We start from the raw sequence: 26,570 nt of genomic DNA, 5'->3' as shown, positions 1-26,570 counted from the left end.
TCCCTATCGCAACGGATCGATCTTGAAAGCATCGAGTCCCTCCGAGAGGAGCCTCCAGTCGGCCTCGAGCTCTTCCCGATGAAGGACGACCCATGCTCTAAGCAGCGTCAGCTTCCTCGGCGGGAGGTACCCGTAGAGAACCTCGCCCTCGAAATCGAGCGAGCAGCTGAACTCCGCATAACGGGCGTGGACATGCGGTGCGTGATGCTTTCCAGCCGACTCATTATACATGATGACCACTATGCCGAAGAACATGGAGATCGTCGCCATCTCGCCCCTCCTTCCGCCTTCCCGCTCATCCGCCGATGCGATGCCCCTCACCCCGCCGGCCCCCAGCGGCCGTCGGGATAGCGGGCGACGAGGCCCATGCGCTCGGCCTCCACGAGGCGTTCCATGAGCCAGGCGCGCGGCTCGGCGGAGCCGCAGGACGCGCGGGCCACGGCGTAGAGGTCCTCCATGCCCAGCGGCTGGGCGGCGAGGGCCGCGGCCACGGGGTTGGCGGCGAGGGCGGGCGGGCGCATCCCCGCACGGCCCGCGGCGCCGTCCGCCGTTGCGGCCGCCCCGCCGCCGGCATCGCCCGGGCCCCCGACGCCCGCGCCGGCGGCTGCCGCATGCTCCCCCGCAGGCGGCCACTGCTCCTGCCTCAAACATCCGAACAGGGAGAACAGGGCGTCCTCGAACGTCTCGTCGTCCACGACGGGCAGCGCCCCCTGGTACAGCAGGCGGTTCGCGCCGCGCGACGAGGCCGCCGTGATGGCGCCGGGCACCACGAGCACGTCGCGGTTCGCCGCGAGCGCCTCGTCAGCGGTGGAGAACGTGCCCGACGGCAGCCCGGCCTCCACGATGAGCACGGCCCGGGCGAGTCCCGCGATGAGGCGGTTGCGCTGCCGGAACATATAGGGCCGCGGCTTCCGGTCCCACGGCTGCTCGGACGCCACCGCCCCGCCGCCGTCCACGATGCGCTGGAACAGGCCCGCGTGCGCCGCCGGGTACGGCTCGTCGCAGCCGCCCCCGAGGAACGCCACCGTCGGCGAGCCCTCCGCGAGCGCGGCCTCGTGGGCCGCCGCGTCGCATCCGCGCGCACCGCCCGATATCACCACGACGCCCCGCCGCGCCGCCGCGCCGGCGAAGCGCCGGGCGCAGCCCGTGCCGTAGGGCGTCGCCTTGCGCGCGCCCACCACGGCCAAACCTTCTTGGAGCGCCGCCGGGTCGCCCACGACGTAGAGGCGCCGCGGCGGGTCGGGAACGCGCGCGAGCGCCGCAGGGAAGGCGCCGTCGCCGGGCAAAAGCTCGAAGCGGGGACCCCTCAGCCGCATGCCCCCACCCCCTCCCGCAGGCGGAACGCCAGCGCCTCGCACAGGTGCCCCCGCCCCACCGACGCCGCCTCCTCCATATCCGCGATGGTGCGCGCCACCGCGAGCGTGCGCATGATGGCGCGCCCGCTCATGCGGGCAGCCCGCGCCGCGTCCTCGAAGAAGGCCTCGTCGGCCGGCGCGAGGGCGCACGAGCGCACGAGCGTCTCCGGCCCCTCGCCGCCGCCGGCGCGCGCCCGCCGCCACGAGGCGTACTCGCGCGCGCCCCGCACGGCGGCGCGCATGTCCTCCGACGATGTTCCGCCGCCCGTCCCCAGCACGTCGCGCGGCGCCGAGCGGCGCACGTCGACGTGCAGGTCGATGCGGTCCATGAGCGGCCCTCCGATGCGGTTCTGATAGGCGCTCACCTGGGCCGGCGTGCACGTGCAGGCATGCTCGTCGTCACCGAAGTAGCCGCAGGGGCACGGGTTCGCAGCCGCCACCAGCATGAAGCGCGCCGGGAACGACACGTTGCCGTCGGCCCGCGTGACGGTGACGCGCCCGGACTCCATGGGCTGGCGTATGCCCTGCAGCACCGAGGGCCGGAACTCGGGCAGCTCGTCCAAGAACAGGACCCCTTGGTGCGCGAGCGATACCTCGCCCGGCCGCGGCGGCGTGCCGCCGCCCACGAGCCCGGCGGTCGTGGCCGAGTGGTGGGGGCTGCGGAAGGGTCTCACGCCGCCGAGCAGGGCGCCCATCTCCTCGCCCGCCACCGAATGGATGAGCGCGGCCTCGAGCGCCTCGTCCTCCTCGAGCGGCGGCAGGATGGAGGGCAGCCGCGAGGCAAGCATCGTCTTGCCCGAGCCGGGCGGCCCCATCATGAGCACGCCGTGGCGGCCGGCGGCGGCCACCTGCAGCGCACGCTTCGCCATGTCCTGGCCGGCCACGTCGCGGAAGTCGGGCGCAGGCAACGTTCGGGAGGGTCGCCGGGGAGCGAGGGCGGGGAACTCGCCGGTGCGGAAGTCGGCGATCGTGCGCACGGCACGCTGCTCGAGGCCGTCGATGGCCACAAGGCGCTCCGGCGCGTCCGCGCAGACGAGCGCGCATCCCAGGTCGCGCGCGCACAACGCATAGGCCAGCAGGCCGTCCACGGGCCGCACGGCCCCCTCCAGCGAGAGCTCCCCCACGATGAGCGCGCCCTCGGCCAGACGCGGGTCCACCTGCCCCGTGGCCGCGAGCAGGCCCACCGCGATGGGCAGGTCGAACCCCGACCCCGTCTTGCGCAAGGCACCGGGCGCCAGGTTCACCACCACCCGCTCGTTCGGCATGGAGAAGCCGCCGGCCCGCAGGGCGGCGCGCACGCGCTCGCGCGCCTCCTGCACGGCGGCGTCGGGCATCCCGACGATGCAGAACGCGGGCATGCCGCTGCCCACGACCACCTCCACGTCCACCGGCACGGCCTCCACCCCGCGCAGCGTCGCGCCCTGCACGGCAAAGCGCCCGAACACGCCGCTCACCCTGCCGAGAACGCGCCGATATGGTGCCGTATGAACGCCCGGTCGGGCGGCACCACCACGATCGACACCACGTCGAAGCGCACCGGCACGTCCACCACGTCGTAGTCCACTAAGAACAACGCCGCGATGCGCTCGTAGCGACGGCGCTTGCCTGCATCCACCGCCTCGGACGGCAGGCCCTTCTCGGTGTTCGAGCGCGTCTTCACCTCCACGAACACGAGCGCCTCCCCGTCGCGCGCGATGATGTCGGCCTCGCCCGCCGCGCATGTCCAGTTGCGCTCGACGATGTCGTAGCCGCGCCGGTCCAGGAATCGCGCCGCCGCATCCTCGCCGCGTCGGCCAAGCTCCCGGTTACGGCAGCCGATCGCCTCGGCGCCCCCGTCGTCCTCGGACCGCTCCCGCTTCGGCTTCGCCTTCGCGCGCGGCTTGCGGCGCTTGGCGGAAGCCCCCGCCGGGCGCTCCCCCTCCCCCTTCACGGCGCTCGGTTCCTCCTGCAGCCGCTCCTGCACAGCCGCCGTTCCGTTCTCGTCCATTCGTCGCCCCTTTCTTCTCTAGGGGCATCATAGGGCCGCAACCTTGCCGGGGAACCGTCGCGAAGGCCCGCTCGGAACCGCCCCGATCATGCACGGCCCTTGCACGGCAGCCGCACGAACCTGGCGCGCTTCTTGCGCGGATATGGCAGAAAACCGGCGGAAATTCGGCAGCCGGCCGATGCGGGGACAACTCCGCAGGTGGAACACGCAGGAGCGCTGGCCGGCACCTTGTGCGCCGGCGGCAAGAGGGGCGCGCACGATGGTGGAAAACCGCGGAGCGCGGTAAGGGCCGCCGGAGCGATATGCGCGGGAGCGTCGGCTCGGCGAGTATCCGGGCAGGATGCGGGCGCCCTAGAACAGGGTCGGCTGCGTGAAAGCCGTGCAGAATGTGGCGCGGTGGAGGGGGGTGAGGCCGAAGCGCTTGATAGCCTCGATATGGGCGGGGCTCGCATAGCCCTTGCAGGAATCGAAGCCGTACTCGGGGTAGTCCTCGGCGTAGCGGCACATGAGAGCGTCGCGCTCCACCTTGGCCACAATGGAGGCCGCGGCGATCGACGCGCAGCGGCAGTCGCCTTTCACCACGTTCACCTCGCGGTCGTCGAGGCGCAGCGGGTTTCCGTCGAGCAGGACGACGTCCGGGCGCACGCCCGCGGCCTCGATGTGCGCCACGGCCCGCCTGAACGCGGTGACGAGCGAGGCCGTCATGCCCGCGGCATCTATGTCGGCCGCCTCCACGTACTCCACCGTCCACGCCACGGCCACCCGCTTGACCTCGAGGGCGATGCGCTCGCGCACCTCGGCTTTGAGCTGCTTGGAGTCGTTGAGGCCCTCCACCGCGGGCTCGAGGGGGAGCACGACGGCGCCCACCGCGAGCGGGCCGGCGAGCGGGCCGCGGCCCACCTCGTCGAGCCCCACGACCACGCCGGCGCCGCGCCCCTCGGCGAGCGCACGCTCGAACGCGTACAGCGAGGCCAGCCTCTCGCGCTCGGCCTGCTCGGCCTCGATCCGACGCCGCGCCACCTCAACGGCGTCGCGCACGCCCTTGCGCGTGTCGGCCACGAGCGCGCGCTCGAGCACGGCGAACTCCCGTGCATCCGCCTCCTGCAACCGCTGCCTTATCTCGGCGACCGTCGGCCCCATGCGCCCGCACGTCCCTTCTCTTCCGCGCGCCCGCCCCCGCGGCCGCGCCCGATCCCGTCTCCCCCATGATAGCAAAAGCCGCCCAACCGGACGGCAGAAGAACACGGCGAGCACAAGCACCCCCCCCCTTCGCGCGCAGCGCGAAAGCAAAACACCCAGGTTGGCGTGGCAAGACAGCGAGAAGCCCCCTCGTGCCGATAATCGGCCCGTTTCGCGGCTGAGCGTACTTCGGTACGCGAAGGCAAGCGAAAAAGGGCCGAGGATCGGTGCGAGGGGGCTTCGCAGCGTCGAGCAGTTACGGCGGCCGGAGGCCGCCGTAACCTTACCTGAAGGACTTCTCCTTGATCTTGGCAGCCTTGCCCACCTTGTCGCGCAGGTAGTACAGCTTGGCGCGGCGGACGTCGCCCTTGCGCATGACCTCGATCTTCTCGATCTTCGGGGAATGCACGGGGAACGTGCGCTCCACGCCGATGGAGAAGCTGACCTTGCGCACCGTGAACGTCTCGCGGCTCGAGGCGCCGTGGCGGCGGATGACGTCGCCCTGGAACACCTGGATGCGCTCGCGGCTGCCCTCGACGATGCGGTAATGGACCTTCACGTTGTCGCCCACGTTGAAATCGGGGAGGTCCTGCTTGATCTGCTGCTGTTCGATAGCGCGAATGATGTCCATGTTCGTTATCCTTCTATGCGTTCAGATTGAATCTCGTATCGTGTTCTGTGGAAAGACACAATTGGACAGTATACTGCCCCACGCCCGCTCGCGCAAGGAAAAAAGCGCTGTCTTCCTGCATTTTTTCCCGAAACCGCCCCGTACTCCACGCAAATCCCAGATTCGGCGCGCCCTGGGCTCATCGTTTCACCGCGGGCACCGCCGAGCCGCAACCCGGACGCGGGGCGCGGGACGTCCCCGGCGGAGGCCGCCGGGCGGGCCCGCGCCGCCTCACACAAGCGAGAGCAGCGCATAGGAGGCCACGCCCGACACGGCGCACCACAGAAGCGACTTCGTCCTCCATGCCACGAGCGCCACGACGCCGGCAGCCAGAAGCGGGGCGGCGGCCGGCCAGAGGCCCGCGTCGAACATGCCGGGCGTCAGCAGGTCGTTCGCCACGAGCGCGGCGAAGGCGGCCGGCGGGATGAACCCGAGCGCCCTCTCCACCCCCTCCGGCAGCTGCCTGCCCTTGAGCGCGAACAGCGGCACCGTGCGGCACACGAGCATGGTGACGGCGCAGCATGCGAACACAACGAGGAAGTCGCCCCAGCCCATCGGCTCCATCAGCCACGCTCCTTCACCCAGGTGAACGCCAGCGCAGCCGCAACGCCCGCGAGCGCGCCCACGAGGATGGCCGGCCCCCCGAGCCCCACGGCCTTGCAGGCGAACACGCCCGCGACGGCCACGGCAGCGGCCACGAGGTTCGCCGGCGTGGGCCTCTGGGTGACCAGCAGGCAGACGAAGATGGAGGTCATGGCGAACGCCGCGATGGCCAACGGCACGCCGATGGCGTTGCCCACGAGCACGCCCGCCACGTTCGAGAGCGCCCAGGAGCTCTGCGAGAACAGGTTCACGAGTGTGGCGCGCCCCACCGACCAGTCGCCCGCCTCGAACCTGGCCGTGTTCACACCGTAGCTCTCGTCGGTCACGGTGGCGGCGAACAGGAACGCCAGGCGCTTCCTCACGCCCTTGCACGCCGGCGCGAAGGCGGCGGAGTACAGCATCTGGCGCGTGTTCACCAGCGACACGCTGGCGACGATGGAGGCCAGGGGCGAGCCCGCCAGCCACATGTTCGGGATCATGAACTGCCCGGCACCCGAGTAGAACAGTGCCGAGAGCAGGAACACCTGCAGGGCGTTCAGGCCGATGGAGGCGCACAGGATGCCGCAGGGAATGCCGATGGCCACGTAACCCAGCATGATGGGCAGCGCGGCTGAGAGCGATTGTCGTATGTGGTCCCCGGAAAGCACAGCCTCCCGATTATACAAGTTCCGCGCCCACGATCAACGGGTATCTTGATCGCGGCAGGGTGTGGCAGAGGGCGTGGCAGAGGGACGGGGATAATGTCACGTTCGCGGGAGCCTCACCGCCTCCGAGCGCGTCGGGGAACGTGGCGTTATCCCCGCCCCTCGCCAAACCGGGACGAGCCCCGGGCAAACGCCGGCAGGCAGGCCCGATCGGGGCCGCGGCGCCTAATAATGCACGGAGTGCGGGATGAACAGCTGCTGGAACAGGTTCTTGGCGAAGCGGTCGGTCATGCCGGCCACGTAGTCGGTCACGGCACGCAGATCGTCGCCCTCGGCGATGGCGCGGTACTCCTCGGGCACTTCCTCCGTGTGCGCCACGTAGTAGTCGAACAGGGCGCCCACGAGGCGCGTGGCCTTGTCCACCTCCGCCATCACGACGGGCGCCGTGTACACGCGCGCGAACAGGAACGCCCTCAGCTCCATCATGGCATCCCACACCGAATCGCTCATGCGGATGTCGTCGCAGGCGGCCGACGTCTCAACCATGTCCATGACGAGCGTCTGGATGCGCGAGGAGTGGTCGGGGCCGAGCACCGCGTGCGTCGTGTCGGGCAGGTCGCCCTCGGACAGGATGCCCGCGCGGATGGCGTCGTCGATGTCGTGGTTCACGTAGGCGATGCGGTCGGCCGTGCCCACGATGCGCCCCTCGAGCGTCTCGGCCCGCAGGTCGCCGGTGTGGTTGAGGATGCCGTCGCGCACCTCGGGCGTGAGGTTGAGCCCCTTGCCGCCGTTCTCGATGCGTTCCACCACGCGCAGGCTCTGCTCGTTGTGCCGGTAGAGCGCCTCCGCCTCGGGCGAGGCGGGGTCGATGCCCCGGTGGCGGGCGATGCTGCGCGCGAGCGCCTCCTCGCCGGTGTGGCCGAACGGCGTGTGCCCCAGGTCGTGCCCGAGCGAGATGGCCTCGGTAAGGTCCTCGTTCAGCCCGAGCGCCCGCGCGATGGTACGCGCGATCTGCGCCACCTCGAGCGTGTGGGTGAGCCGGGTGCGGAAATGGTCTCCCTCGGCGGCCAGGAACACCTGCGTCTTATGCGACAGGCGTCGGAACGACTTCGTATGGAGGATCTTGTCGCGGTCGCGCTGGTAATCGTTGCGCAGGATGTCGGGCTCGGCCGAGCGGGCGCGGCCCTCGCTCTCGTCGGCGAACGAGGCGTCCGGCGAAAGCGCCTCGTGCGCCTGCTCCTCCTGGTCTTCGCGATGGATGATGCGCATGGCGGACCTCCTTGCTCGTCGTAGGCGCCCTCAGTATACCAGCTTGCCCGGCTCGAACACGCCGCGCTCCGTGACGATGCGGGTGATCAGGGCGGCGGGCGTGACGTCGAATGCCGGGTTCCACACCTCCACGCCCGGCAGCGGCTGCGGCAGGACCTCGGCGGGATCGCGCTCCTCGATGGGGATGCCCGAGCCTTCCGGAAGCGTCGGGTCGATGGTGGACGTGGGCGCGGCCACGTAGAACGGGATGCCGTGGTGCCGCGCGAGCACGGCCACGCCGTACGTGCCGATCTTGTTGGCGGCGTCGCCGTTGGCGGCGATGCGGTCGGCGCCCACGAGCACGGCGTCCACCCGACCGGCGGCCATGAGGCTGGCAGCCATGTCGTCGCAGATGAGCGTGCAGGGGACGTTCGCCCGCGACAACTCCCATGCCGTGAGGCGGGCGCCCTGGCCCACCGGGCGCGTCTCGTCGGCGTACACGCGCTCCACCTTGCCCTGCGCTGCGGCCGCGTACACGATGCCGAGCGCCGTGCCGTAGAACGCGGTGCCCAGGCTGCCGGCGTTGCAGTGCGTGAGGATGCGGGAGCCGGGCGCAAGCAGCTCGGCGCCGTGGGCGCCGATGGCGCGGTTCACGGCCTCGTCCTCGGCCTCCATGTGCTTGACCTCGTCGAAGAGCTCGTCGGCGACCAAGGCGGACGGCGCCCCCGACGCCACGGCCCGGCGCGCCCGAGCCACGGCGCGGCGCACGCCCCAGGCCAGGTTCACGGCGGTAGGACGTGCGGCAGCCACCTCGTCGGCCACGGGGCCCAGCTCCTCCAGGAAGCATGGCCCTTCCCCTGCGCATCCGCGCGACGTGGCGTGCGCGGCGCCGACGTTGCCCGCCCACAGCGCCACGGCGGCCGCGCCGGCGATGCCGAGGGCGGGGGCGCCGCGCACGGCGAGCGACTTGACGGCGTCCACCACGACCCGCCAGTCGCCCGTGCGCTCGAAGGCGAGCTCGCCGGGCAGGCGCCGCTGGTCGATGTAGGCGAGGCGGGGCCGCCCATCGCCGTCGCGCTCGAGCTCGACGGTGCGCGGCAGATTCTCCAAGCAGAGGGGCTGGCTCATGGGGCATCCTTTCTTCATCGCTGCCATTCTAGCGCATAGAGCCTGCAAAGGGGCGCCGGCGCGCACGTAAAGGCTCCGTGACCGCGGCGTGACGGTTCGGCGGACGGGCGAGGGCTTCGGGTATCGTGGGCCCTGTGCGCGCCGAGCCGTGCGCACGCGGAAGCGCCACCGAAAGGAACCCTATGGAACCCCGCACCACGCCCTCCCCTGCCGCGCCCGAGGGCACGGCCGCCGCAGCAGCCCCCTCCCCGCGCGCAGAGGCCGCGGCAACCCCCTGGCACGCAAAGCCCACCGACGTCGTGCTCGCGGCGCTCGAGACCTCGCCGGACGGCCTGACGGACGCCGAGGCACGCCGCCGCTTGGCCCAGAACGGACCCAACGAGCTGGCCTCGAAACCGCCCAAGACGCTCGGCGCCATGGTGCGCGAGCAGCTGGGCGACCCCATGGTGCTCATCCTCGTGGTGGCGGCCGTGCTCTCGGCGCTTTTGCGGGAGTGGGCCGAGGCGGGCATCATCTTCGCCATCGTGGTGGTGAACGCCGTGATAGGCATCGTGCAGGAGCGCAAGGCGCAGTCGTCGCTCGAGGCGCTGCGGTCGCTCTCCGCGCCCACGGCCCGCGTCGTGCGCGGCGGCGCCGAGGAGATCCTGCCCGCCCGCGATCTCGTGCTGGGCGACGTGGTGCTGCTGGACGACGGCAGCATGGTGCCCGCCGACCTGCGCCTGCTGGACTCGGCGAGCCTGCGCGCGCAGGAGGCCTCGCTCACCGGCGAGTCGGTGCCCTCCGAGAAGGACGCCGATGCGGCGGTCGCCCCCGGCGCGCCGCTCGGCGACCGCTCCACCATGGCCTTCGCCACGTCCATCGTCACGGGCGGGCGAGGACGGGGCGTGGTGACAGCCACGGGGATGGGCACCGAGGTCGGCCAGATCGCGGGGCTTTTGGAGGGCGACGAGGAGCTGGACACGCCGCTCAAGCGCAAGCTGGCCTCGTTCGGCAAGCTGCTCACCATCGTGGGCGTGGCGGCCGCGCTGGCCGTGGTGGCCATCGGCCTGGCCTACGGCCGGCCGTTCGTGCCGCTTCTGCTGCTGGCCGTGTCGCTGGCCATCTCCGTCATCCCCGAGAGCCTGCCCGCCACGGCCACCATCGTCATGGCGCTGGGCGTGCAGCGCATGGCGCGGCACGAGGCGCTCGTGCGGCGGCTGCCCGCCGTGGAGACGCTCGGCGGCGCCACCGTCATCTGCACGGACAAGACCGGCACCCTCACCGAGAACCGCATGAGCGTCGTGCGCGTGGCGCTGGGCCCGGACCTCGACCGCGACACGGCCCAGGAGCCTGCCGCGGCGCTCGCGGCGCACCCCGCGCTCTTCGGCGACCTGGCGTTCGTGGCGGCCCTCTGCAACGACGCGAGCTTCGCGGAGGGCGAGGAGGCGCCCGGGGCCGCGGGGAACGGGGGCGCGGAGGGCGAACGAGGCCCGACCGAAGGCGGAAGGCCGCCTGCTGCTGCCGCCGACGGCACTGCCGCCCCGGACGCCGTGATAGGCGACCCCACCGAGGGCGCGCTGCTCGTCATGGCGCGCGATATAGGCGTGGACCCGGCGGCCCTGCGCGCATCCTACCCGCGCCTGGCCGAGCGCCCCTTCGACTCCGACCGCAAGCGCATGGCCACCGTGCACGAGCGCGAGGGCCAGGTGGTGGCGGCCGTGAAGGGCGCCCTCGACGGCCTGCTGCCCCGCTGCGCCTTCGTCATGGACGACGACGGGCCGCGCCCGATCACCGACGACGACCGCGCGCATGCGATCGAGGTGGCGGCACGGCTCTCCGACGAGGCCCTGCGCGTGCTGGCCTTCGCCACGCGGGCGCTTCCCGCCGTGCCCGGCGACGAGGAGGACATCGAACGAGAGCTCGTGCTCGTGGGGCTGGTGGGCATGATGGACCCGCCGCGCCCGGACGTTCGTGCGGCCGTGGACACATGCCGCACGGCCGGCGTGCGCACCGTCATGATAACGGGCGACCATGCCGCCACGGCCCGCGCCATCGGCGAGGAGCTTGACATCTACCGCCCCGGCGACCTCGTGGTCACGGGCGAGGAGCTGGAGGAGATGGACGACGCGGCCCTCGACGACGCCGTGCGTCGCGCCAGCGTGTTCGCCCGCGTGTCCCCCTACCACAAGCTGCGCATCGTGCGCGCGCTCAAGCACGACGGGGAGGTAACGGCCATGACGGGCGACGGCGTGAACGACGCGCCCGCGCTCAAGGCCGCCGACATCGGCGTGGCCATGGGCATCACGGGCACCGACGTGGCGAAGGACGCCGCCGACATGGTGCTTCTGGACGACCGCTTCACCACCATCGTGTACGCGGTGCGCGAGGGGCGGCGCGTGCACCGCAACATCCAGAAGGTCGTGCAGTTCCTCGTGGCCGACAACCTGGCCGAGATCGTGGTGCTGCTGGCCGCCGTGGCCCTGAACTGGAACGCGCCGCTCACAGCCGTCATGATCCTGTGGGTGAACCTGACCACGGCGACGCTGCCCGCGCTGGCGCTCGGCGTGGAGCCGGCGAGCCGCCACATCATGGAGCACCCGCCGCTGCGCGCGGGCACGCTGCTGGAGGGGCGCCAGGCGCGCCGCGTGGTGTTCCAAGGGCTGTTCGTGGCCGCCTTCGCCCTGCTCGCGTTCGTGGTCGGGCGCGAGGCGGGCGGCGACGCGGTCGGGCGCACCATGGCATTCGGCGTGCTGGCCTTCTCGCAGGTGCTGCGCGCCGTGAACCAGCGCTCCGACACCGACCCCGTATGGGACCGCGAGGGCGGCCGCAACCCGCAGCTCGCCTGGGCCGTGGCCGCCAGCACGGCGCTCATGCTCGTCGTGCTGCTCGTGCCGCCCGTGCGCGAGGCGTTCGGCGGCGCGGCCATGGACGCGTGGCAGTGGGCAACGGTGCTGGGCCTGGCCTTCCTCTCGCTCGTGCAGACCGAGGCGGCGAAGGCCATCGGACGCTGGAGGGCGCGGCGCGGGCAGGGGACGGCCGGCCTGCGGGGCTAGCCTGCGGGCGGGCGCGACACGGGCGGCCCGCCGCCTCTCTCCAGCAGGCGCCCCGCATCCGGACGCGGGGCGCACGATCGTCTATACTGGGGTCTGACGGGCGCGGACGCCGCATGGCGGCCGCGCTTCCTGGGAAGAGGCGTTGAAAGGGGAAGCTGATGGACGGTACCGGGTTCTCGTGCTTGAGCTGCGCCGGCGAGGCGTGCGAGTTCCAGACGGGCGGCAACCCGCCGCAGTGCGTGGAGGGGCTCGTGGGCGAGGTCGTCCGCGAGGAGGTGCGCGAACGCTACCGCGAGCCGGAGAACCACCGCATCATGCAGGCGGCGGCGCTCACGAGCGAGCGCTGCGCGAACCTCACCCGCGTGCAGGAGACCATGGAGTTCGCCGCGCGCATGGGCGCCCGCAAGATCGGCATCGCCACCTGCACGATGCTGCTCGACGAGAGCCGCACGCTGCGCAAGCTGCTGGAGCGCGCAGGCTTCGAGGTGTTCGGCGTGGCCTGCAAGGTGGAGGGCAACCGCCGCGCCGACCTCGGCCTGGCGCCCGCCGCCGGCGGCGGGGAGGGACCGGTGCTGTGCAACCCCGTCATGCAGGCCCGCCTCCTGGAGGAGGAGGGCACCGACCTGAACATCGTCATGGGCCTGTGCGTGGGACACGACACGCTGTTCTACCGCCACTCGCACGCCCCCACGACCACGCTCGTGACGAAAGACCACGTCACCGGTCACAACGCCTGCGCCGGCCTCTACGCATCCAAGTCCGTGTACCGCCGGCGCCTGAACGAGACCGTCGACGCCTGTCGCGAGGGCGGCATCGCGCAGGTCTGACCCTGTTTCGACCTTACAGATGCAGCAAGGCGGAGGCTCCGGTACCGCCCGATGGCCCTTGCGTGGGTTTTCGGCGAACCGCCTTCCCTCGCGGTAGAATATCGTTTCAACGATGAAAGAATCCGAGACGGAGGAGGTGCGGAATGGAAGACGGCGGCGAGGACCTGGCGCTCGACTCCACCTTCTTCGTCGCGTTCGACCTCACCCACCGCGCGCTCAAGAGCGGCCTCGCGGCGGCGAGCCCGCTCAACGTCACGCAGTACCGCATGCTCGTGAAGCTGCTGGCCGCGGGTCCTGACGGCTTCGCGCAGTCCGACCTGGGGCGCCTCCTCGACCTCAAGCCCAACGTGGTCACGCAGGCGCTGAACGCGCTCGAGGAGGCCGGTTTCGCCGAACGCCTGCGCAGCGAGGGGGCCGACGGCCGCACGCGCACCGCGCGCGCCACCGGGGCCGGCGAGGAGCACGTCGCCCGCGCAAACGCCTCCATCGTCGAGCGCCTCTACGCACTCTTCCCCACCGAGGACGCCGACCACCGCGCCATCTTGGAAGCGTCCATCGCCGCCGGCGCGAGCATCGACCCGCCGCTCTCCGGCGACGTCGCCTCCCGCTTCGCCGCCTCGCGCGCCCTCGTGTCGCTCGAGCTGGTGAAGCGCGCGATGGAGGGCGCCCTGCGCCGCGCGGCGGGGGCGCCGCTCGCCGAGTGCCGCGTGCTCCAGCGCCTCGGCGAGGTGGACGAGCCCCTGCGCGTGGGAGACCTCGCCACGCAGCTGCAGATGAGCCCCGTGGCCGTGGCCCGCGCCGTGGACGGCCTGGCCGGGCGCGGATGGACGCGGCGCCTCGCCAGCCCGAACGACCGCAAGGCCGTGTTCGTGGCAGCCACCGACGAGGGCGCGTGCAAGCAGAAGGTCATCGCCCGCACCGTCGACGTCCTCGCGCGCACGCAGCTATGGGCGCGCCTCGACGAAGACCGGCGGCGCGCCCTCGCCCGCACCTGGCGCGTCGTCATCGCCGACGTCCAGGCGCGCAAGGAGCTCGACCGCAAGGCCGCGCTCGAGCTCCTGCAGCCCATCGAGTGACGTCCCGAAGGGGGACGGTCCCCATTGGGACGTTTGGCATAAAAGGGACTGCTCCTTCTCTCCAAGCGCCCTCTTCCCGAAATCGGCAGGTTGAAGTCACCGTTTTTGCCGCTCTGAAGCTTTCGCATTCCCAGAGGCGAGGATCCGATTTTGCCGACCTGCGAAAACGTTCTTCGCCGTCGAAACAGATCGATCAAAAAGGCCTCCTGACCCATCGAAACGCTTCACAGCGTTCAAAACGGTGACTCGGAGGTACCGATTTCGGGAAGGATGCCCTGCCCGTTCGCGCGTGTCGGGGGGGACCGCCCTCCCGACACGCGCAGAACAGCATCGGGCGCCTGTTCAGATCGAACGAGGAGCCTTCTTGACCAGGGCGTTCGCCCCGAAGAGAATGACCAGGTTCACCGCTGTGTCCGCTGCGAACCAGCCGCCGACGGCGGCCAGGTTGATGTTGGCGGTGTTGATGGCCGAGAACGTGCCCACGGTGAGCACCATGACGACGAGGCCGCACCCGAGCGCCGCGAGCACGAGTGCGCGGCCGGGGCGCTTGCGGGCGAGGCACGCGCGCACCACCATCGACGCCGCGCCCAGGAGCGTGCCGAGGAACGCCGCGAAGCCCACGAGCGCGAGGACCAGCACCGGCATGCCCGGCAGCTTCGAGCTCATCGACGCCACCTGCACGGCGGACAGGATCCCGCTCACCGTGACCAGCAGGCACGCGATGGCCACGAGCGCCGTCGCCCAACCCCACAGAAACGCCGCTGCGGGCCGCGCAGGGGCGCCCTCGCCGCGCCAAGCCAGGAAGCCGTAGAGCGCCACCCCCGCCGTGGACACCACCATCGCAAGCGACGCCGCGTACATGAACGCCACCAATGCCGAGCCCGTCAGGATGGAGCACACCACGTCCAGGATGGGCACGTTCGCCGCCGAGATGTAGTCGTAGGAGAGCGTGCCGGTCACGTCCATCACGGCCAGCCCCACGCGCCCTGCGAGCGCCACCGCGAGCGCGATCAGGAACAGCGTCGCGTAGGGCCGGGCCATGGCCTTCATCTGCTCTTTCATGCTACTCCCCTCCCTTCATCTCGTTTTCCACCGCGAACGTGCCGCACAAATACCCGCCGCAGAACGCCAGGCTCACGTCGCCCAAGAGCGAGCCCAGGATGGGGTCGCCGATGTAGCTGTTCTCGCCGCACGCGCCGCCGGCCGTGTGCCAGCCGGCGTACAGGCCCGGGATGGGCCGCCCCTTCGTCGAGATCACCTGCATCTCGTCGTTGATCATGAGGCCCGCCTTCGTGCCGTACAGGTTGCCGCCGATGCGGCAGCCGTAGAACGGCGGGTCCTTGATGGCGTGCAGCCACTCGGGCGGCATGGGGTACATGAAGTCGTCCTCGCCGCGCTCGCAGCACTCGTTCCATTTCTCCACGGCCTCCACGAGCACGCCGGGCTCGAAGCCCAAGTCGCGCTCCAGCTCCTCGAGCGTGTCGCGCCTCTTCAGCACGTCGGCCTCGATGGCGTCCTCGACGCCGTGGTGCCAGTCGCGGTAGTGCTCGGGCACCTTGTCGATCTGCTCCAGGTCGGGCGTGATGAGCTTGCGGCAGTGCTCCTGCGCGAAGCCCGCCAGGTGGTCCTCGTAGTGGGCGTCGAAGACGATGTAGGAGCGATGCCCCGGCGGGGTCATCTGGATGGTGGCCAGGTCGCCCAGCGCGTAGATGGCGTTCGCGCCGTCCTCGCCCACGCGGCTGTCCATGTAGCGCAGGCGGTTGCCGCAGCGGTCGACGGTGAACCACGGCTGGCGCGAGAGCTGCGTCATGCCGTCGTAGAGGAAGCGCGCCCACTGGCCGCCCTCGGCCTCCCAGTCCACGCCGCCGTCGAAGCTCGCCGAGCTGTTGAAGCCCGACACGTCGGCGTTCACGCCCAGGCCCATGCGGAAGCACTCGCCGGTCTCGCCCGCCGTGAGGTAGCTCGAGGCGCAGCCCATGGCCGCCGTGGGGATGTAGCGCTGCAAGAGCGCCTTGTTGTTGCAGAACCCGCCCGCCGTGAGGATGACGGCGCGCTCTGCGTGGATGTACTTCTCCTCGCCGTAGCCCTCGCGCACCACCACGCCGACGATGCGGCCGTCGCCGTCCTGCACGAGCGCCTCGGCCGGGCTCTGGAAGAGGTACTGCACGCCGTGGCGCTGCCCGAACGCGAACATGGCGTCGGTGGCGTCCTTCATCTTCAGCACGTGGTGGTCGAGCGTCGAGTTCTTCGGCGCCACGTACACCGGCACCTCGCCCAAGCGCCAGCGCACGCCGCAGTCGGCCATCCAGTCGATGCACTTCCCGCCCGCCTCGGCGATGCGGTGGATGAGCAGCGGGTCGCAGGCGTAGTGGTACTCGTCGATGGCCCAGTCGGCCAGCTTGCGCGCGTCGAAGGGGTAGCTGGGGAACGCGAAGCGCTTGGACTCCTGCAGCTTCGAGCCGCCGAGGATGGCGCACATGCCGGCCTCCTGGGCGTTGCCGCCGTGCAGGCCCATGGCCTCGACGCAGATGGTCCGCGCGCCCTGCTCGGCCGCGCGCGCCGCCGCGTTCAGCCCGCCGCCGCCCGCGCCCACCACGCAGATGTCGCACTCGTAGTCCCACGTGGCGGGAACCGCGCGCGGCGGGATGGGGCTCGCGTCGTCGGCCGGGAAGGCCGCGCCGTTGTGCTCGCGGTACGTGCCGTCCGACCACGAGGCGTTCGTGGCGGCGCTTGGCGGCACGGACACGTCTTTCGAGCCGTCGGCCGCCCAGTCGCCGATGAAGCCCTCCTGCACGGCAAAGGCAGCCCCCGGCACGGCCGCAGCGGCCGCCGTGCCGCCCAGGGCGGCCGCCGCCCCCGCAAGGAAGCCGCGCCGGGTGAGGCCCCGCGCGCTCTTCTTCATGCTCTCGCTCATCTCGCCTCTCCCCCCTGGCTCGCGGTCGCGCCCGCAGCTGCGGCCTCCGCCTGCGAGAGCGCGTCCTCCACCGCCTGCTTGACGCCCGCCGTGGTGATGGTGGCGCCGCTCACCGCGTCGATGTCGGCCCCCTGAGCAGCCTCGATCATGGTCGCGAACTTGCCGTCGCGGATAGCCTCGTAGCCGCCGCGGCTCTGGCTCTCGCCCTCCTGGGCCGTCTCCAAGCACGAGATGCGGTTGTCCTGCACGAGCAAGGTGACGGTGATGGGGCCTTCCATCCCCTTGCCCTCGCCCGTGTACACGCCGTCGGCGAGCGTCCCTTCGGCCTTCGCCCGCGCGTCGGACGATGCCTCCTGCGCCCACGGGTCGTCGAGGCGCATCGCCAGCTGCTCGGCGCTCGCCGCATCCTTCGACCCCGACCCCTCGAAGGTCGAGGCGCAGCCCGTCATGCCCATCGCGAGCACGGCTGCCCCGCATACGGCCGTTGCCGTCTTCCTCATCATCGCTTCCTCCTTCTCGCGTACCCTATCGGGGGCTTTCCCAGCCGGCGGGCACGTCGTAGTCGTGGCAGGCGTTGCAGTACATATACGACGGGCCGTGGGCACCGTGGCAGTTGCTGCAGTCGATGGCCTCGCCCTGGTGGGACGCGTGCGGGTTCACGCCCGCCTCGCCGCCCCAGTCCTCGGTGGTCGCCTTCACGTCCTCCCAGTCATGGCACCCGCCCGTCGCGCACATCTTCTTGTCGGCCGTCACGCCCTGCACGGTCAGATGCCCCGACTCGTCGGTGGCGAAGTCTCCGCGCACCCAGGCAAGCCCTTCCGTCACCTGCTCCTCGATGTTCGCCTCGTGGCACTGAAGGCACGCGACGTCGGCGCGGGCGTGCTCGTTCGCCATGAGCGCGGCGTCTTCGTAGTAGCCCTCCACGTAGGCGTCCATCGGGTCGTGGCAGACGGCGTTGCAGAAGCCCGGCTGCTCGTGCCAGGCCCAGAACCCGGCCCCGGCGGCAACCAGCACCACCGCCACCACGCCGACGACGATCGGCCAGCGCCTCCCGCGCCGCCTGCCTGCCGGCTCTCCGGCCTCGTGCGATGCGCCGGCTCGGACCTCGGGCGTTCCCACTGCGTCCCTGCGGGCCTCCGCCCCCTGCTTCTCTTCCATGGTCTCCCTCCTCCGCTCCTTGTTTTGCTTCAATTGTGTTTCTTTTTTATTTCATTTCTGAACTTCTTGGGCGCATGCTAGCACCTTTCGAGGGCATGCGGAAGCCGCCGTTGACGGCAGCGCGCCATCCGTCAGCAACCGCTCCGCGCCAGCCGCGCCGAGCCGCTCCCGTCGCCCTCCCAACGGGTTGACGAATCGTCGAAACTGTCTATTGACGCTCCGTCAACGAGGGGCGTATGCTGCGCTCATCAGGGGTCGGACAGATCAGGCGCGGAACGCCCGGCGCGCCGGGCAGCCGGTCCGCGCAGCGCAAGGAGGGCAGCATGGAAACCGCAGGCGACAAAGCACGCAACGCGGCATCGGCAGAACGGCGCGCCGACATCGTGGCCGCCGCCCGCGAGCTGTACGAGGAGCAGGGCCTCTCGAAGACCTCCGTCCAGGACATCACGAACCGCGTGGGCGTGACGCGCTCGCTGTTCTACCACTACTTCCCCGACAAGGAGGCCGTGACCTCGGCCGTGCTCGACGATTACGTGGCGGACTTCATCGAGGCGACGCACTACTGGAACGCACAGCGCCATCCCGGCGACATCGAGAGCGCGCTCGCCAGCGTCGTGAGGCTCATGCGGCTGGGCGTGTTCGAGCACGACGCCTTCCGCCGCTCGCTCGCCTCGCGCGAGAACGCAGCGCTCTACATCGACTTCGTGAACCGCGTGGCCGATCGCGTGGCCTCCTACATCGTGGAGACGACGGTGCGCGACTACGGTGCGCTCCACGAGATACGCATCGAGCACGTCTACGAGACGTTCTACGTGCTCATCCTGGGGATCGTGGGCTACCTGCGCACGCACCCCGACGCCAGCGACGAGGTGCTGAAGGACCTCATCGCCCAGACCCTGCACATGGACCGCGGCGACGCGAGCCCGCCCGGCGGAAGCTAGCCGCACGCGGCGCCTCGGGCACATCAAGGGCACGCGACCATCTCATCTTAGGAATCAGCAGGCCGGAAGGCGGCCTGTGCGAAGCATACCCGAACAAAGGAGGGTTTCCATGTTGTTCCAAGTTTACGGGGAGAACGCCCTGTACCAGTGGCTCGGCTGGGCCATGGTGTTCATCGGCCTCATCCTGATCAACGAGGTCGCGCGACGCTCGAAGATCGGCGGCACCGTCTGCTTCATCGGCGTGCCGCTGGCGCTCACGGCGTACTTCGTCGCCATCTACGTCGGCGCCGGCATGGGCGCCGACTGGGCGCTCAACAACCCCACGTACCTGCACATGAACAGCTGGTTCCACTACGCGAAGCTCTACGCCGCCACCATCGGGTGCATCGGCTTCATGGCGCTCAAGTACCGGTGGGGCAAGATCGGCAAGTCGCACTGGTTCAAGTGCTTCCCGTTCGTCATCGTGGCCATCAACATCCTCATCGCCGTGGTGAGCGACTTCGAGAGCGCCTTCCGCGCGTTCGGCACCACCTGGGTGTCCTCCGAGGGCGTCACGCTCTACGGCGGCTGGCACAACGTGTTCAACGGCGTGGCGGGCCTCATCAACATCGCCTGCATGACCGGCTGGTTCGGCATCTACGTGTCCAAGAAGAAGCAGGACATGCTGTGGCCCGACATGACGTGGGTGTTCATCCTGGCCTACGACCTGTGGAACTTCTGCTATACCTACAACTGCCTGCCCACGCACTCGTTCTACTGCGGCCTCGCGCTGCTTCTGGCCCCCACCGTGGCGGCCATGTTCTGGAACAAGGGCGGCTGGATCCAGAACCGCGCGTTCACGCTGGCCATCTGGTGCATGTTCGCGCAGGTGTTCCCCGCGTTCCAGGACTACAGCGTGTTCAGCGTGCAGTCGGTGAACAACCCGAACGTGAACCTCGTGGTGTCGGTGATCGCCCTCGTCGCCAACGTGGCCGCCTTCGCCTACATCATGTACCGCGCCAGGAAGCTCAAGGTGAACCCGTACCTGAACGAGGTGTTCGTGGGAACGCGCGACTACGACCAGGCCATGGCCCGTCGCGAGGACGCGCCGCAGCTGCCGAGCGATCCCAAGCCCGACCTGGACGACGCCGCCCCGCAGGGAGCGTAAGCTCCTCCGGATCCGACCAGCGAACCGACCCGCTCCCTAGAGCCCGCCGTTCCCGGCGGGCTCCTTCTTTCGGTGGCACGGGACCGGTGAGAGGACCTCCTCGCCCTTGCCGCCCCCCTTACTGCCTGGCCGCGGCCCGCTGTCGGCAAGGCGCACGTGCGGGACACCGATCGGCATGCGCTCCGATCGGTCAGCGACGCCGCGGCACGAGATGCGGCGGGGCGCAAGGAGCATCGACCTGCTAGAATAGGGTGGTTGGATGCCGCGCTCCTGCGACGCCGGGCACCCCCCGCCCAGGAAGGAACCCATGCAGAACCTGCCGCAGCTCATCACCGACCTCGCCCTCATCCTCGCGGTGGCGGCGGTCGTAACCATCGCGTGCCGGCGCTTCAGGCTGCCGCTCGTGGTGGGCTACGTGCTGGCGGGCTTCCTCGTGGGCCCGGCCATCGTATGGGTGCCCACCGTGGTGGACACGGCCAGCATTACCACGTGGTCGGACATCGGCGTCATATTCCTCATGTTCGGCCTGGGGTTGGAGTTCAGCGTGCTCAAGCTCACCACCGTGGGCCGTCCTGCCATCGTGACCGCCGCCACCGAGATGTCGCTCATGATCGCGCTCGGGCTGATCGTGGGCACGCTTCTGGGCTGGCCGTTCGTCATGAGCCTGTTCCTCGGCGGGATGCTCGCCATCTCGTCGTCGTCCATCATCGTGAAGACGTTCACCGACCTGGGGATCAAGGGCCAGGGCTTCGCCGAGCTCGTGTTCGGCGTCCTCGTCATCGAGGATATCGCGGCCGTGTTCCTGCTCGCAGTGCTCTCCACGGTCGGCGCCGGCGCCGGCGCCGACCCGGCGGACGTCGCACTCAAGATCGGCCGCATGGCCCTCTACCTCATCGTATGGTTCACGCTGAGCGTCATCGTGGTGCCGAGCGCCCTCAAGCGCATCCGCGACACGGTTAACGACGAGATACTGCTCGTCGCCTCTATCGCGCTGTGCTTCGGCATGGCGGCGCTCGCCGTGGGCATCGGGTTCTCCTCGGCCCTCGGCGCGTTCATGGCCGGGTCGATCCTCGCGGGAACCGTGCAGGCCCCGCGCATCGCAGCCCTGTTCAAACCGCTCAAGGACCTGTTCGGCGCCGTGTTCTTCGTTTCGGTGGGCATGCTGGTAGCGCCCTTGGCCGTGCTCGACAACCTGGGAGCGGTCGTGCTGCTGGCCGTCGTGACGGTGGCGGGCCGCTCGCTTTTCTGCTGCCTGGGCGCGCTCTTGTCCGGCCAGTCGCTCAGGACGGCGGTGAAGGCGGGCTTGAGCCTCGCCCAGATCGGCGAGTTCTCGTTCATCATTGCAGCGCTCGGGCTCTCGCTCGGCGCGACCGCGGATTTCCTCTACCCCGTCATCGTCACGGTATCGGTGGTCACTTCGCTCGCCTCGCCCCTGCTCGTGCGCAATTCCGAGCGCGTCTACCGCCTGCTCGTGCGCGCGCTGCCCGCACGAGCGCTCGCCTTCCTCGAGCGGCGCGCAGAGGCGGCCGAGGAAGATGCCGACGACGAGGGCGAGAACCTGTGGCGCGACTACCTGAAGCGCTGGTTCTTCAAGGCGGGGCTCGTGGTGCTCAGCGCCGTGGCCTCGGTGGAGGTGCTCGTGAGGATGGTGCCGCGCCTCTTGCACGGCATAGCGCCCGCGCCCTTGCTGACCGTGGGCATGGCGGTCCTCGGCATCCTCGTCACGGGCATCTTCATGGCGAACCTGTTCTACACGTGGCGCAAGAACGAGTTCGGCGCGCTGTGGATGCGCCGCCGGCGCAACCGCCCCGCCCTCGTGGCGCTCTCGACGGCGGGCATCGCCGTCTCGTTCGGGTCGGTCCTGTTCATCGCCTACGCGGCCGGAGCGGACAACCTCGCGTGGATGGCGCTCCTCGGCATTGCCTGCACCCTCGTGCTCGGCCGCTCGCGCACGCTGCACTCGCTGTTCCTCAAGCTGGAAACGAGCTTCACCGGCAACCTCAAGGAAAGCGTGCTGGCCGAGCGCCGGGCGAGCCTCTCCCACGAGGATCATGCCAACTGGGTGGAAAAGCACCTGTACGCCGTGGAGGTGGAGGCGTCCCGCACGCTCAGGCTGCTCGGCTCCGAGCGCTCCACCGACGTGATGTTCGGCATCGCGCACAACCTGGACCTCATGGCCATCGTGCGCGACGGCCGGCGGGTGGGAGAGAACGAGGTAGCACGCCTTTCGAAGGAGGAGCTGACGCGACGCATCAACGACCCGGAAGACCCCCTCGGCGTGCGCGAGGGCGACGTGCTGGCGTTCCTCGGCACCGAGGCCGAGGTGGACGCCTACCTGCAGAGCATGCTCAAGGACGGCTCGCTCGAAGAGGACGAGGCCGAGAGCGCCATGCTCGACACCTACCTCGCGCACGGCCCGGCGCGCTTCGACGCCGCCTGCTTCGCGCTCGACGTTGAGGCCGGCTCTCCCTTCGCAGGCAAGACCATAGCCGCGAATGACTTCAAGGGCACTTTCGGCAGCCTGGTCGTGGCCCACGAGCACGAGGCGCTCCTGAGGATGAAGCCCTCCCGCAACACGCGGCTGTTCGCCGGCGACCGCGTTTGGCTCGTCGGCGATCCCGCCCGCGCAGCGGAGCTCATCGGGCAGGCCGCCATCCTCCCGCAGCCTCCGTCCGCAAGGCAGGAGGAGGAAGACGACGTCCCCTTCGCCGGCAGGTGAGTGGTGAGCCACCGCTCCCCGGCCGGGCGAGCACTCCCCGCCTCCTTGGAGAGGCGGGGTCATCGGGAGTATAGCCTGGGCGCCCACGCGCCGCCGCACCCGGACGAAAGCGACCTCGCGGCCTTCGGAACCGGCCGCCCTCCCCGCCGTCCGCGCGCAGCTGCGTGGGCGCGCTTCCCGAAAACGGCGGAGGGCCCGCAGCTGCGGGCCCTCCGTGAGGTGCCGGGTGCTGGCGAACGGCCTACTTGTCGCGGTGGTCGCCCATCTTCTCGGCCAGCGCCGCCTGGCCGGCGGCGAGGCGCGCGAGCGGCACGCGGTAGGGCGAGCAGCTCACGTAGGTGAGGCCGATCTTGTGGAACGTCTTCACGGAGTCGGGGTCGCCGCCGTGCTCGCCGCACACGCCCAGCTGGATGTCCGGGTTCGTGGCGCGGCCCTTCGTGCAGCCCATGTCCACGAGCGCGGCCACGCCGGCATCGACCGTCTCGAACGGGTTGCACGGCAGGATGCGGCGCTCCAGGTAGCGCGGGATGAACTTGGCTTCCACGTCGTCGCGGCTGAAGCCGAACGTCGTCTGGGTCAGGTCGTTCGTGCCGAAGCTGAAGAAGTCGGCCTGGGTGGCTATCTCGTCGGCGGTGACGGCCGCGCGCGGCAGCTCGATCATCGTGCCGATGGGGATGTCCAGCTCCACGCCCTCGGCCTCGCACACCTCGGCGATGACGGCCTCAACCTCGCCGCGCAGCGTCTCCAGCTCGGGAAGCACGCTCACGAGCGGGATCATGATCTCGGGCTCGGGGTCCAGGCCCTCCTTCTTCAGGCGGGCGGCGGCGGTGGCGATGGCGCGCGTCTGCATGGCCGGCAGCTCCGGGTAGAGGATGGCCAGGCGGCAACCGCGCAGGCCGAGCATCGGGTTCGCCTCGGCCATGGCGTCCACCAGGCTCAGCAGCTGGCGCTTGTCGGCGAGCTCGGCGGCCGGCGTGCCCGACGCCTCCAGGCGCGCGATCTCCACCTCCAGGTCGCGCGGGCTCTCCAGGAACTCGTGCAGCGGCGGATCGAGCAGGCGCACGATGACCGGCAGCCCGTCCATGGCCTTGAACATGCCGTAGAAGTCGCCCGTCTGGGCCTCCAGCAGGTCGGCGAGCGCCTTCTCGCGGATGGCCGGCTCGTCGTTCAGGATGAAGGACTGGATGATCTGCTTGCGGTCGCCCAGGAACATGTGCTCGGTACGGCAGAGCCCGATGCCCTCGGCGCCGAAGCTGCGGGAGAGCTCCGCGTCCTCGGGGTTGTCGGCATTGGCGCGCACGCCCATGGTGCGGAACTCGTCGGCCCACTCCAGGATGGTGTCCAGGTCGCCGGTGAGCTCGGGCAGTACGAGATCCACGGCGCCCAGCACCACGGAGCCCGTCGTGCCGTCGATGGAGACCATGTCGCCCTCGCGGATGACGATGTCCGTGCCGGCCACGGCCGCTTCCTTCTTCTCGGCGTCGATCTTCAGGGCCTCCACGCCGCAGACGCACGGCGCGCCCATGCCGCGGGCGATGACGGCCGCGTGGCTCGTCTTGCCGCCATGCGACGTGAGGATGCCCTCGGCGGCGATCATGCCGGCCAGGTCGTCGGGGTTCGTCTCCCAGCGCACGAGCACGCACTTGCGGCCGGCCTCGGTGACGGCCACGGCGTCGGCGGCCGAGAACACGGCCTCGCCCACGGCGGCGCCGGGGGACGCGTTCAGGCCCTTGGCCACCACGTCGTAGGAGGCGTTCTTGTCGAACTGCGGGTGCAGCAGCTGGTCGAGCTGCTCGGGGTCGACGCGCATGACGGCCTCCTCCTTGGAGATGAGGCCCTCCTTCTCCATCTCGATGGCGATGTGCAGCGCGGCGGCGGCGGTGCGCTTGCCCACGCGGGTCTGGAGCATCCAGAGCTTGCCCTGCTCGATGGTGAACTCGATGTCGCACATGTCGCGGAAGTGGTTCTCCAGCGTGACGAACACCTCTTCCAGCTCGCGGCCGGCCTCTTCCAGGCCCTCCACGTGCTTGAGGTCTGCGATGGGGCTCGTGTTGCGGATGCCGGCCACCACGTCCTCGCCCTGGGCGTTCACCAGGTAGTCGCCGTAGAACTCCTTCTCGCCGTTGGCAGGGTTGCGCGTGAACGCCACGCCCGTGGCCGACGTGTTGCCCTTGTTGCCGAACACCATGGACTGCACGTTCACGGCGGTGCCCAGGTCGTCGGCGATCTTGTTCTGCTTGCGGTAGAGGACCGCGCGCGGGTTGTTCCAGCTGCCGAACACGGCCTCGATGGCCAGCTGCAGCTGCGCGCTCGGGTCCTGCGGGAACTGCACGGAGCCGTCCACCACGAGGCTCGGGTACTCCTCGGCGGACACGTTCTCGGAGAAGATCTGCTTGAACTCGGCCACGAGCTCCTTGAGGTCGTCGGCCGAGAGGTCGGTGTCGGAGGCGGCGCCGCGCACGTTCTTCATGGACGTGATGGCGTTCTCGAACAGGTCGCCGTCAAGCCCCATGACCACGTTGGAGAACATCTGGATGAAGCGGCGGTAGGAGTCCCAGGCGAAGCGCGGGTTCTCGGTCTGGGCGATGAGGCCGTTGATGGACTCGTCGTTCAGGCCGAGGTTCAGCACCGTGTCCATCATGCCGGGCATGGACATCGGCGCGCCGGAGCGCACGGACACGAGCAGCGGGTCGGCCGCATCGCCGATCTTCTTGCCCATGCGGGCCTCGAGGTCCTCGCGGTAGGACTGGATGGTGTCGAGCGCGCCCTCGGGCCACGTGTTGTCGGCGTTGGCGTACTCCATGCAGGTCTGGCACGTGATGGTGAAGCCGGGAGGCACGGGCAGCCCGATGTTGGCCATCTCGGCGAGGTTGGCGCCCTTGCCGCCCAGCTGCGCCTTCATGTGCGTGTTGCCCTCGGTTACGTTGTTGCCCTGAGCGTCTTTGCCGAATGCATAGACTCGTTTGACTTCTTCGGTCACCTTTTTCTCCTTAAACGCGACGTTTCAATCGTACAGAGTACCGAACCCCTTGCTGGTTCGCAGGCCTAGCCCATCATATCAGCGGATGGAGGGTGGGCGCGCTCATAGTAGCGCAAAATTTCTTGAGCCGTTTCCTCAACGGCGCGATTTTCGGTGTGGATGACAATACAGCCGAGTTTGCGCATGAGCGCACGGGCCTTCTCGAGATCCTGGTACACGTACTCGGGATCCGCGTAGCTCGACGCCACCACGCTCGCATTGCCCAGGCGGCGCTGGCGGATGCCGATGAGCACCTCGGCCGTGGTCATGAGCCCGAACAGCCTCGTGCGCTCCACGTCGAGCAGCTCGCGCGGCGGCTCGGTGGCGGGGTCGAGCGGAATGTTCGACACCTTGTAGCCCTGCTGCGCCAGGTAGATGGACGTGGGCGTCTTCGACGAGCGCGACACGCCCAAGAGCACGATGTCGGCCTGGGAGAGCTCCTGCGGGTTGCGCCCGTCGTCGTGGGCGATGGTGAACTCGATGGCCTCGATGCGCTTGAAGTAGTACTGGTCGGCCACGTGCAGGCCGCCGGGCTTAGTGGACGGATCGCGCCCCGTCATGCGCGCGATGGCCCCGATGGCGTCGGTCATGAGGTCCACCGCCACGATGTCGTCGCGAGCTGCCGCATAGGCAGCCAGCTGGCCCGCCAGATGACCGTTCACCAGCGTGTAGAACACGAGCATGCGCCCGTCGCCCGAGTTCTGCCGGTGGACGGCGCCGTGCTCGTCGATGAAGGACTTGATCTCCTCGAACGTGCGCACCTTCGGCAGCACTTCGATGGCGGGGTTCGTGACCCCGAACTGGGCGGCGGCCGCGCGGGCCACCGCCTGGGCCGTGAGGCCCACCGAGTCGCTGACCACGTGTATGGTGGGGAGGCCCCCGGGGCCGGCGCTCGGCGTGCCGTACGAGACGAGGTCGTCCAT

Annotated in this window: 22 protein-coding genes; 6 read left to right on the top strand and 16 right to left on the bottom strand. The window is 70.1% G+C overall.

Annotated elements, in window-relative coordinates; genetic code table 11:
- Positions 1–3 precede the first annotated feature (3 nt).
- The 10 genes from BN3560_RS13505 to mtnA all read right to left on the bottom strand — a co-directional run bounded on the left by BN3560_RS13505 (position 4) and on the right by mtnA (position 8,814).
- A complete protein-coding gene (locus BN3560_RS13505) occupies positions 4–270 on the bottom strand; it encodes a DUF4160 domain-containing protein (protein ID WP_096228452.1) in 267 nt (88 codons plus the stop codon).
- 47 nt (positions 271–317) lie between these two features.
- Positions 318–1,316, bottom strand: coding sequence for a DNA-processing protein DprA (dprA, locus tag BN3560_RS13500; protein WP_096228451.1), 999 nt, complete (start codon positions 1,314–1,316; stop codon positions 318–320).
- Complete coding sequence (locus tag BN3560_RS13495) at positions 1,307–2,800, bottom strand: YifB family Mg chelatase-like AAA ATPase (RefSeq protein WP_087191646.1); 1,494 nt, start codon at positions 2,798–2,800, stop codon at positions 1,307–1,309. The genes dprA and BN3560_RS13495 overlap by 10 nt, the downstream gene beginning before the upstream one ends.
- A 5-nt stretch (positions 2,801–2,805) precedes the next feature.
- Positions 2,806–3,342, bottom strand: a complete 537-nt coding sequence (locus tag BN3560_RS13490) for a YraN family protein (protein ID WP_096228450.1) — start codon at positions 3,340–3,342, stop codon at positions 2,806–2,808.
- Positions 3,343–3,693: 351 nt separating this feature from the next.
- Complete coding sequence (locus tag BN3560_RS13485; RefSeq protein WP_096228449.1) at positions 3,694–4,482, bottom strand: ribonuclease HII; 789 nt, start codon at positions 4,480–4,482, stop codon at positions 3,694–3,696.
- Between the two features lie 322 nt (positions 4,483–4,804).
- Positions 4,805–5,152 carry a 50S ribosomal protein L19 gene (gene rplS, locus BN3560_RS13480; RefSeq protein ID WP_015538852.1) on the bottom strand — a complete coding sequence of 116 codons (348 nt, stop codon included), beginning with the start codon at positions 5,150–5,152 and terminating at the stop codon, positions 4,805–4,807.
- Between the two features lie 270 nt (positions 5,153–5,422).
- On the bottom strand, positions 5,423–5,755 hold the full coding sequence (locus tag BN3560_RS13475; RefSeq protein WP_087191626.1) for an AzlD domain-containing protein: 333 nt from the start codon (positions 5,753–5,755) through the stop codon (positions 5,423–5,425).
- Positions 5,755–6,441 carry an AzlC family ABC transporter permease gene (locus BN3560_RS13470; protein WP_087191627.1) on the bottom strand — a complete coding sequence of 229 codons (687 nt, stop codon included), beginning with the start codon at positions 6,439–6,441 and terminating at the stop codon, positions 5,755–5,757. The genes BN3560_RS13475 and BN3560_RS13470 overlap by 1 nt, the downstream gene beginning before the upstream one ends.
- 222 nt (positions 6,442–6,663) lie before the next feature.
- The gene (locus tag BN3560_RS13465) at positions 6,664–7,707 is read right to left on the bottom strand and encodes a deoxyguanosinetriphosphate triphosphohydrolase (RefSeq protein ID WP_096228448.1); all 1,044 of its coding nucleotides are present in this window, start codon (positions 7,705–7,707) and stop codon (positions 6,664–6,666) included.
- A gap of 30 nt (positions 7,708–7,737) precedes the next feature.
- Positions 7,738–8,814 (bottom strand): S-methyl-5-thioribose-1-phosphate isomerase, encoded by a 1,077-nt coding sequence (mtnA, locus tag BN3560_RS13460; RefSeq protein WP_096228447.1) that lies wholly within the window; start codon positions 8,812–8,814, stop codon positions 7,738–7,740.
- Positions 8,815–8,996: 182 nt separating this feature from the next.
- Here mtnA and BN3560_RS13455 point away from each other — a divergent pair, with 182 nt between their 5' ends.
- The 3 genes from BN3560_RS13455 (at position 8,997) to BN3560_RS13445 (ending at position 13,749) form a co-directional block, all read left to right on the top strand.
- Entirely contained in the window at positions 8,997–11,846 is a 2,850-nt protein-coding gene (locus BN3560_RS13455; protein ID WP_096228446.1) for a cation-translocating P-type ATPase, read from the top strand.
- Between the two features lie 158 nt (positions 11,847–12,004).
- Positions 12,005–12,673 (top strand): DUF1847 domain-containing protein, encoded by a 669-nt coding sequence (locus BN3560_RS13450; RefSeq protein WP_096228445.1) that lies wholly within the window; start codon positions 12,005–12,007, stop codon positions 12,671–12,673.
- Positions 12,674–12,816: 143 nt separating this feature from the next.
- Positions 12,817–13,749 carry a MarR family transcriptional regulator gene (locus BN3560_RS13445; RefSeq protein WP_096228444.1) on the top strand — a complete coding sequence of 311 codons (933 nt, stop codon included), beginning with the start codon at positions 12,817–12,819 and terminating at the stop codon, positions 13,747–13,749.
- A gap of 342 nt (positions 13,750–14,091) precedes the next feature.
- On the opposite strand, the gene BN3560_RS13440 is transcribed toward BN3560_RS13445, so the two are convergent.
- Genes BN3560_RS13440 through BN3560_RS13425 form a run of 4 tightly spaced genes read right to left on the bottom strand, consistent with a single transcriptional unit; the run spans position 14,092 to position 17,821 of the window.
- Positions 14,092–14,811, bottom strand: a complete 720-nt coding sequence (locus BN3560_RS13440) for a hypothetical protein (RefSeq protein ID WP_096228443.1) — start codon at positions 14,809–14,811, stop codon at positions 14,092–14,094.
- Between the two features lies 1 nt (position 14,812).
- On the bottom strand, positions 14,813–16,663 hold the full coding sequence (locus BN3560_RS13435) for an FAD-dependent oxidoreductase (RefSeq protein ID WP_096228442.1): 1,851 nt from the start codon (positions 16,661–16,663) through the stop codon (positions 14,813–14,815).
- Positions 16,660–17,166, bottom strand: a complete 507-nt coding sequence (locus tag BN3560_RS13430) for an FMN-binding protein (protein WP_096228441.1) — start codon at positions 17,164–17,166, stop codon at positions 16,660–16,662. Before BN3560_RS13430 ends, BN3560_RS13435 begins: the two co-directional genes overlap by 4 nt.
- 22 nt (positions 17,167–17,188) lie before the next feature.
- Positions 17,189–17,821, bottom strand: a complete 633-nt coding sequence (locus BN3560_RS13425) for a cytochrome c3 family protein (RefSeq protein ID WP_231897407.1) — start codon at positions 17,819–17,821, stop codon at positions 17,189–17,191.
- A 323-nt stretch (positions 17,822–18,144) separates the two neighbouring features.
- Here BN3560_RS13425 and BN3560_RS13420 point away from each other — a divergent pair, with 323 nt between their 5' ends.
- From BN3560_RS13420 to BN3560_RS13410, 3 genes are all read left to right on the top strand, one after another.
- A complete protein-coding gene (locus tag BN3560_RS13420) occupies positions 18,145–18,762 on the top strand; it encodes a TetR/AcrR family transcriptional regulator (protein WP_096228440.1) in 618 nt (205 codons plus the stop codon).
- Between the two features lie 109 nt (positions 18,763–18,871).
- Entirely contained in the window at positions 18,872–19,909 is a 1,038-nt protein-coding gene (locus BN3560_RS13415) for a DUF5692 family protein (RefSeq protein WP_096228439.1), read from the top strand.
- Between the two features lie 307 nt (positions 19,910–20,216).
- Complete coding sequence (locus BN3560_RS13410; RefSeq protein ID WP_096228438.1) at positions 20,217–22,628, top strand: cation:proton antiporter domain-containing protein; 2,412 nt, start codon at positions 20,217–20,219, stop codon at positions 22,626–22,628.
- 241 nt (positions 22,629–22,869) lie between these two features.
- Here BN3560_RS13410 and ppdK read toward each other — a convergent pair whose 3' ends face one another.
- Both ppdK and BN3560_RS13400 read right to left on the bottom strand, forming a co-directional pair.
- The gene (gene ppdK, locus BN3560_RS13405) at positions 22,870–25,608 is read right to left on the bottom strand and encodes a pyruvate, phosphate dikinase (RefSeq protein ID WP_096228437.1); all 2,739 of its coding nucleotides are present in this window, start codon (positions 25,606–25,608) and stop codon (positions 22,870–22,872) included.
- Between the two features lie 65 nt (positions 25,609–25,673).
- Positions 25,674–26,570: a pyruvate, water dikinase regulatory protein gene (locus tag BN3560_RS13400; RefSeq protein ID WP_087191639.1), complete on the bottom strand. Its 897-nt coding sequence runs from the start codon at positions 26,568–26,570 to the stop codon at positions 25,674–25,676.

The organism is Gordonibacter urolithinfaciens, from assembly GCF_900199375.1.
GTDB lineage: Bacteria > Actinomycetota > Coriobacteriia > Coriobacteriales > Eggerthellaceae > Gordonibacter > Gordonibacter urolithinfaciens.
The sequence above is the reverse complement of the archived record's forward strand: the minus strand, read 5'-3'. Positions and strand labels throughout refer to the sequence as shown.

Coding starts and splice junctions, on each gene's coding strand:
- BN3560_RS13505 (WP_096228452.1), bottom strand. CDS start 270: ATGGCGACGATCTCCATGTTCTTCGGCATAGTGGTCATCATGTATAAT.
- dprA (WP_096228451.1), bottom strand. CDS start 1,316: ATGCGGCTGAGGGGTCCCCGCTTCGAGCTTTTGCCCGGCGACGGCGCC.
- BN3560_RS13490 (WP_096228450.1), bottom strand. CDS start 3,342: ATGGACGAGAACGGAACGGCGGCTGTGCAGGAGCGGCTGCAGGAGGAA.
- BN3560_RS13485 (WP_096228449.1), bottom strand. CDS start 4,482: ATGGGGCCGACGGTCGCCGAGATAAGGCAGCGGTTGCAGGAGGCGGAT.
- rplS (WP_015538852.1), bottom strand. CDS start 5,152: ATGGACATCATTCGCGCTATCGAACAGCAGCAGATCAAGCAGGACCTC.
- BN3560_RS13475 (WP_087191626.1), bottom strand. CDS start 5,755: ATGGAGCCGATGGGCTGGGGCGACTTCCTCGTTGTGTTCGCATGCTGC.
- BN3560_RS13465 (WP_096228448.1), bottom strand. CDS start 7,707: ATGCGCATCATCCATCGCGAAGACCAGGAGGAGCAGGCGCACGAGGCG.
- mtnA (WP_096228447.1), bottom strand. CDS start 8,814: ATGAGCCAGCCCCTCTGCTTGGAGAATCTGCCGCGCACCGTCGAGCTC.
- BN3560_RS13455 (WP_096228446.1), top strand. CDS start 8,997: ATGGAACCCCGCACCACGCCCTCCCCTGCCGCGCCCGAGGGCACGGCC.
- BN3560_RS13450 (WP_096228445.1), top strand. CDS start 12,005: ATGGACGGTACCGGGTTCTCGTGCTTGAGCTGCGCCGGCGAGGCGTGC.
- BN3560_RS13445 (WP_096228444.1), top strand. CDS start 12,817: ATGGAAGACGGCGGCGAGGACCTGGCGCTCGACTCCACCTTCTTCGTC.
- BN3560_RS13440 (WP_096228443.1), bottom strand. CDS start 14,811: ATGAAAGAGCAGATGAAGGCCATGGCCCGGCCCTACGCGACGCTGTTC.
- BN3560_RS13435 (WP_096228442.1), bottom strand. CDS start 16,663: ATGAGCGAGAGCATGAAGAAGAGCGCGCGGGGCCTCACCCGGCGCGGC.
- BN3560_RS13430 (WP_096228441.1), bottom strand. CDS start 17,166: ATGATGAGGAAGACGGCAACGGCCGTATGCGGGGCAGCCGTGCTCGCG.
- BN3560_RS13425 (WP_231897407.1), bottom strand. CDS start 17,821: ATGGAAGAGAAGCAGGGGGCGGAGGCCCGCAGGGACGCAGTGGGAACG.
- BN3560_RS13420 (WP_096228440.1), top strand. CDS start 18,145: ATGGAAACCGCAGGCGACAAAGCACGCAACGCGGCATCGGCAGAACGG.
- BN3560_RS13415 (WP_096228439.1), top strand. CDS start 18,872: ATGTTGTTCCAAGTTTACGGGGAGAACGCCCTGTACCAGTGGCTCGGC.
- BN3560_RS13410 (WP_096228438.1), top strand. CDS start 20,217: ATGCAGAACCTGCCGCAGCTCATCACCGACCTCGCCCTCATCCTCGCG.
- BN3560_RS13400 (WP_087191639.1), bottom strand. CDS start 26,570: ATGGACGACCTCGTCTCGTACGGCACGCCGAGCGCCGGCCCCGGGGGC.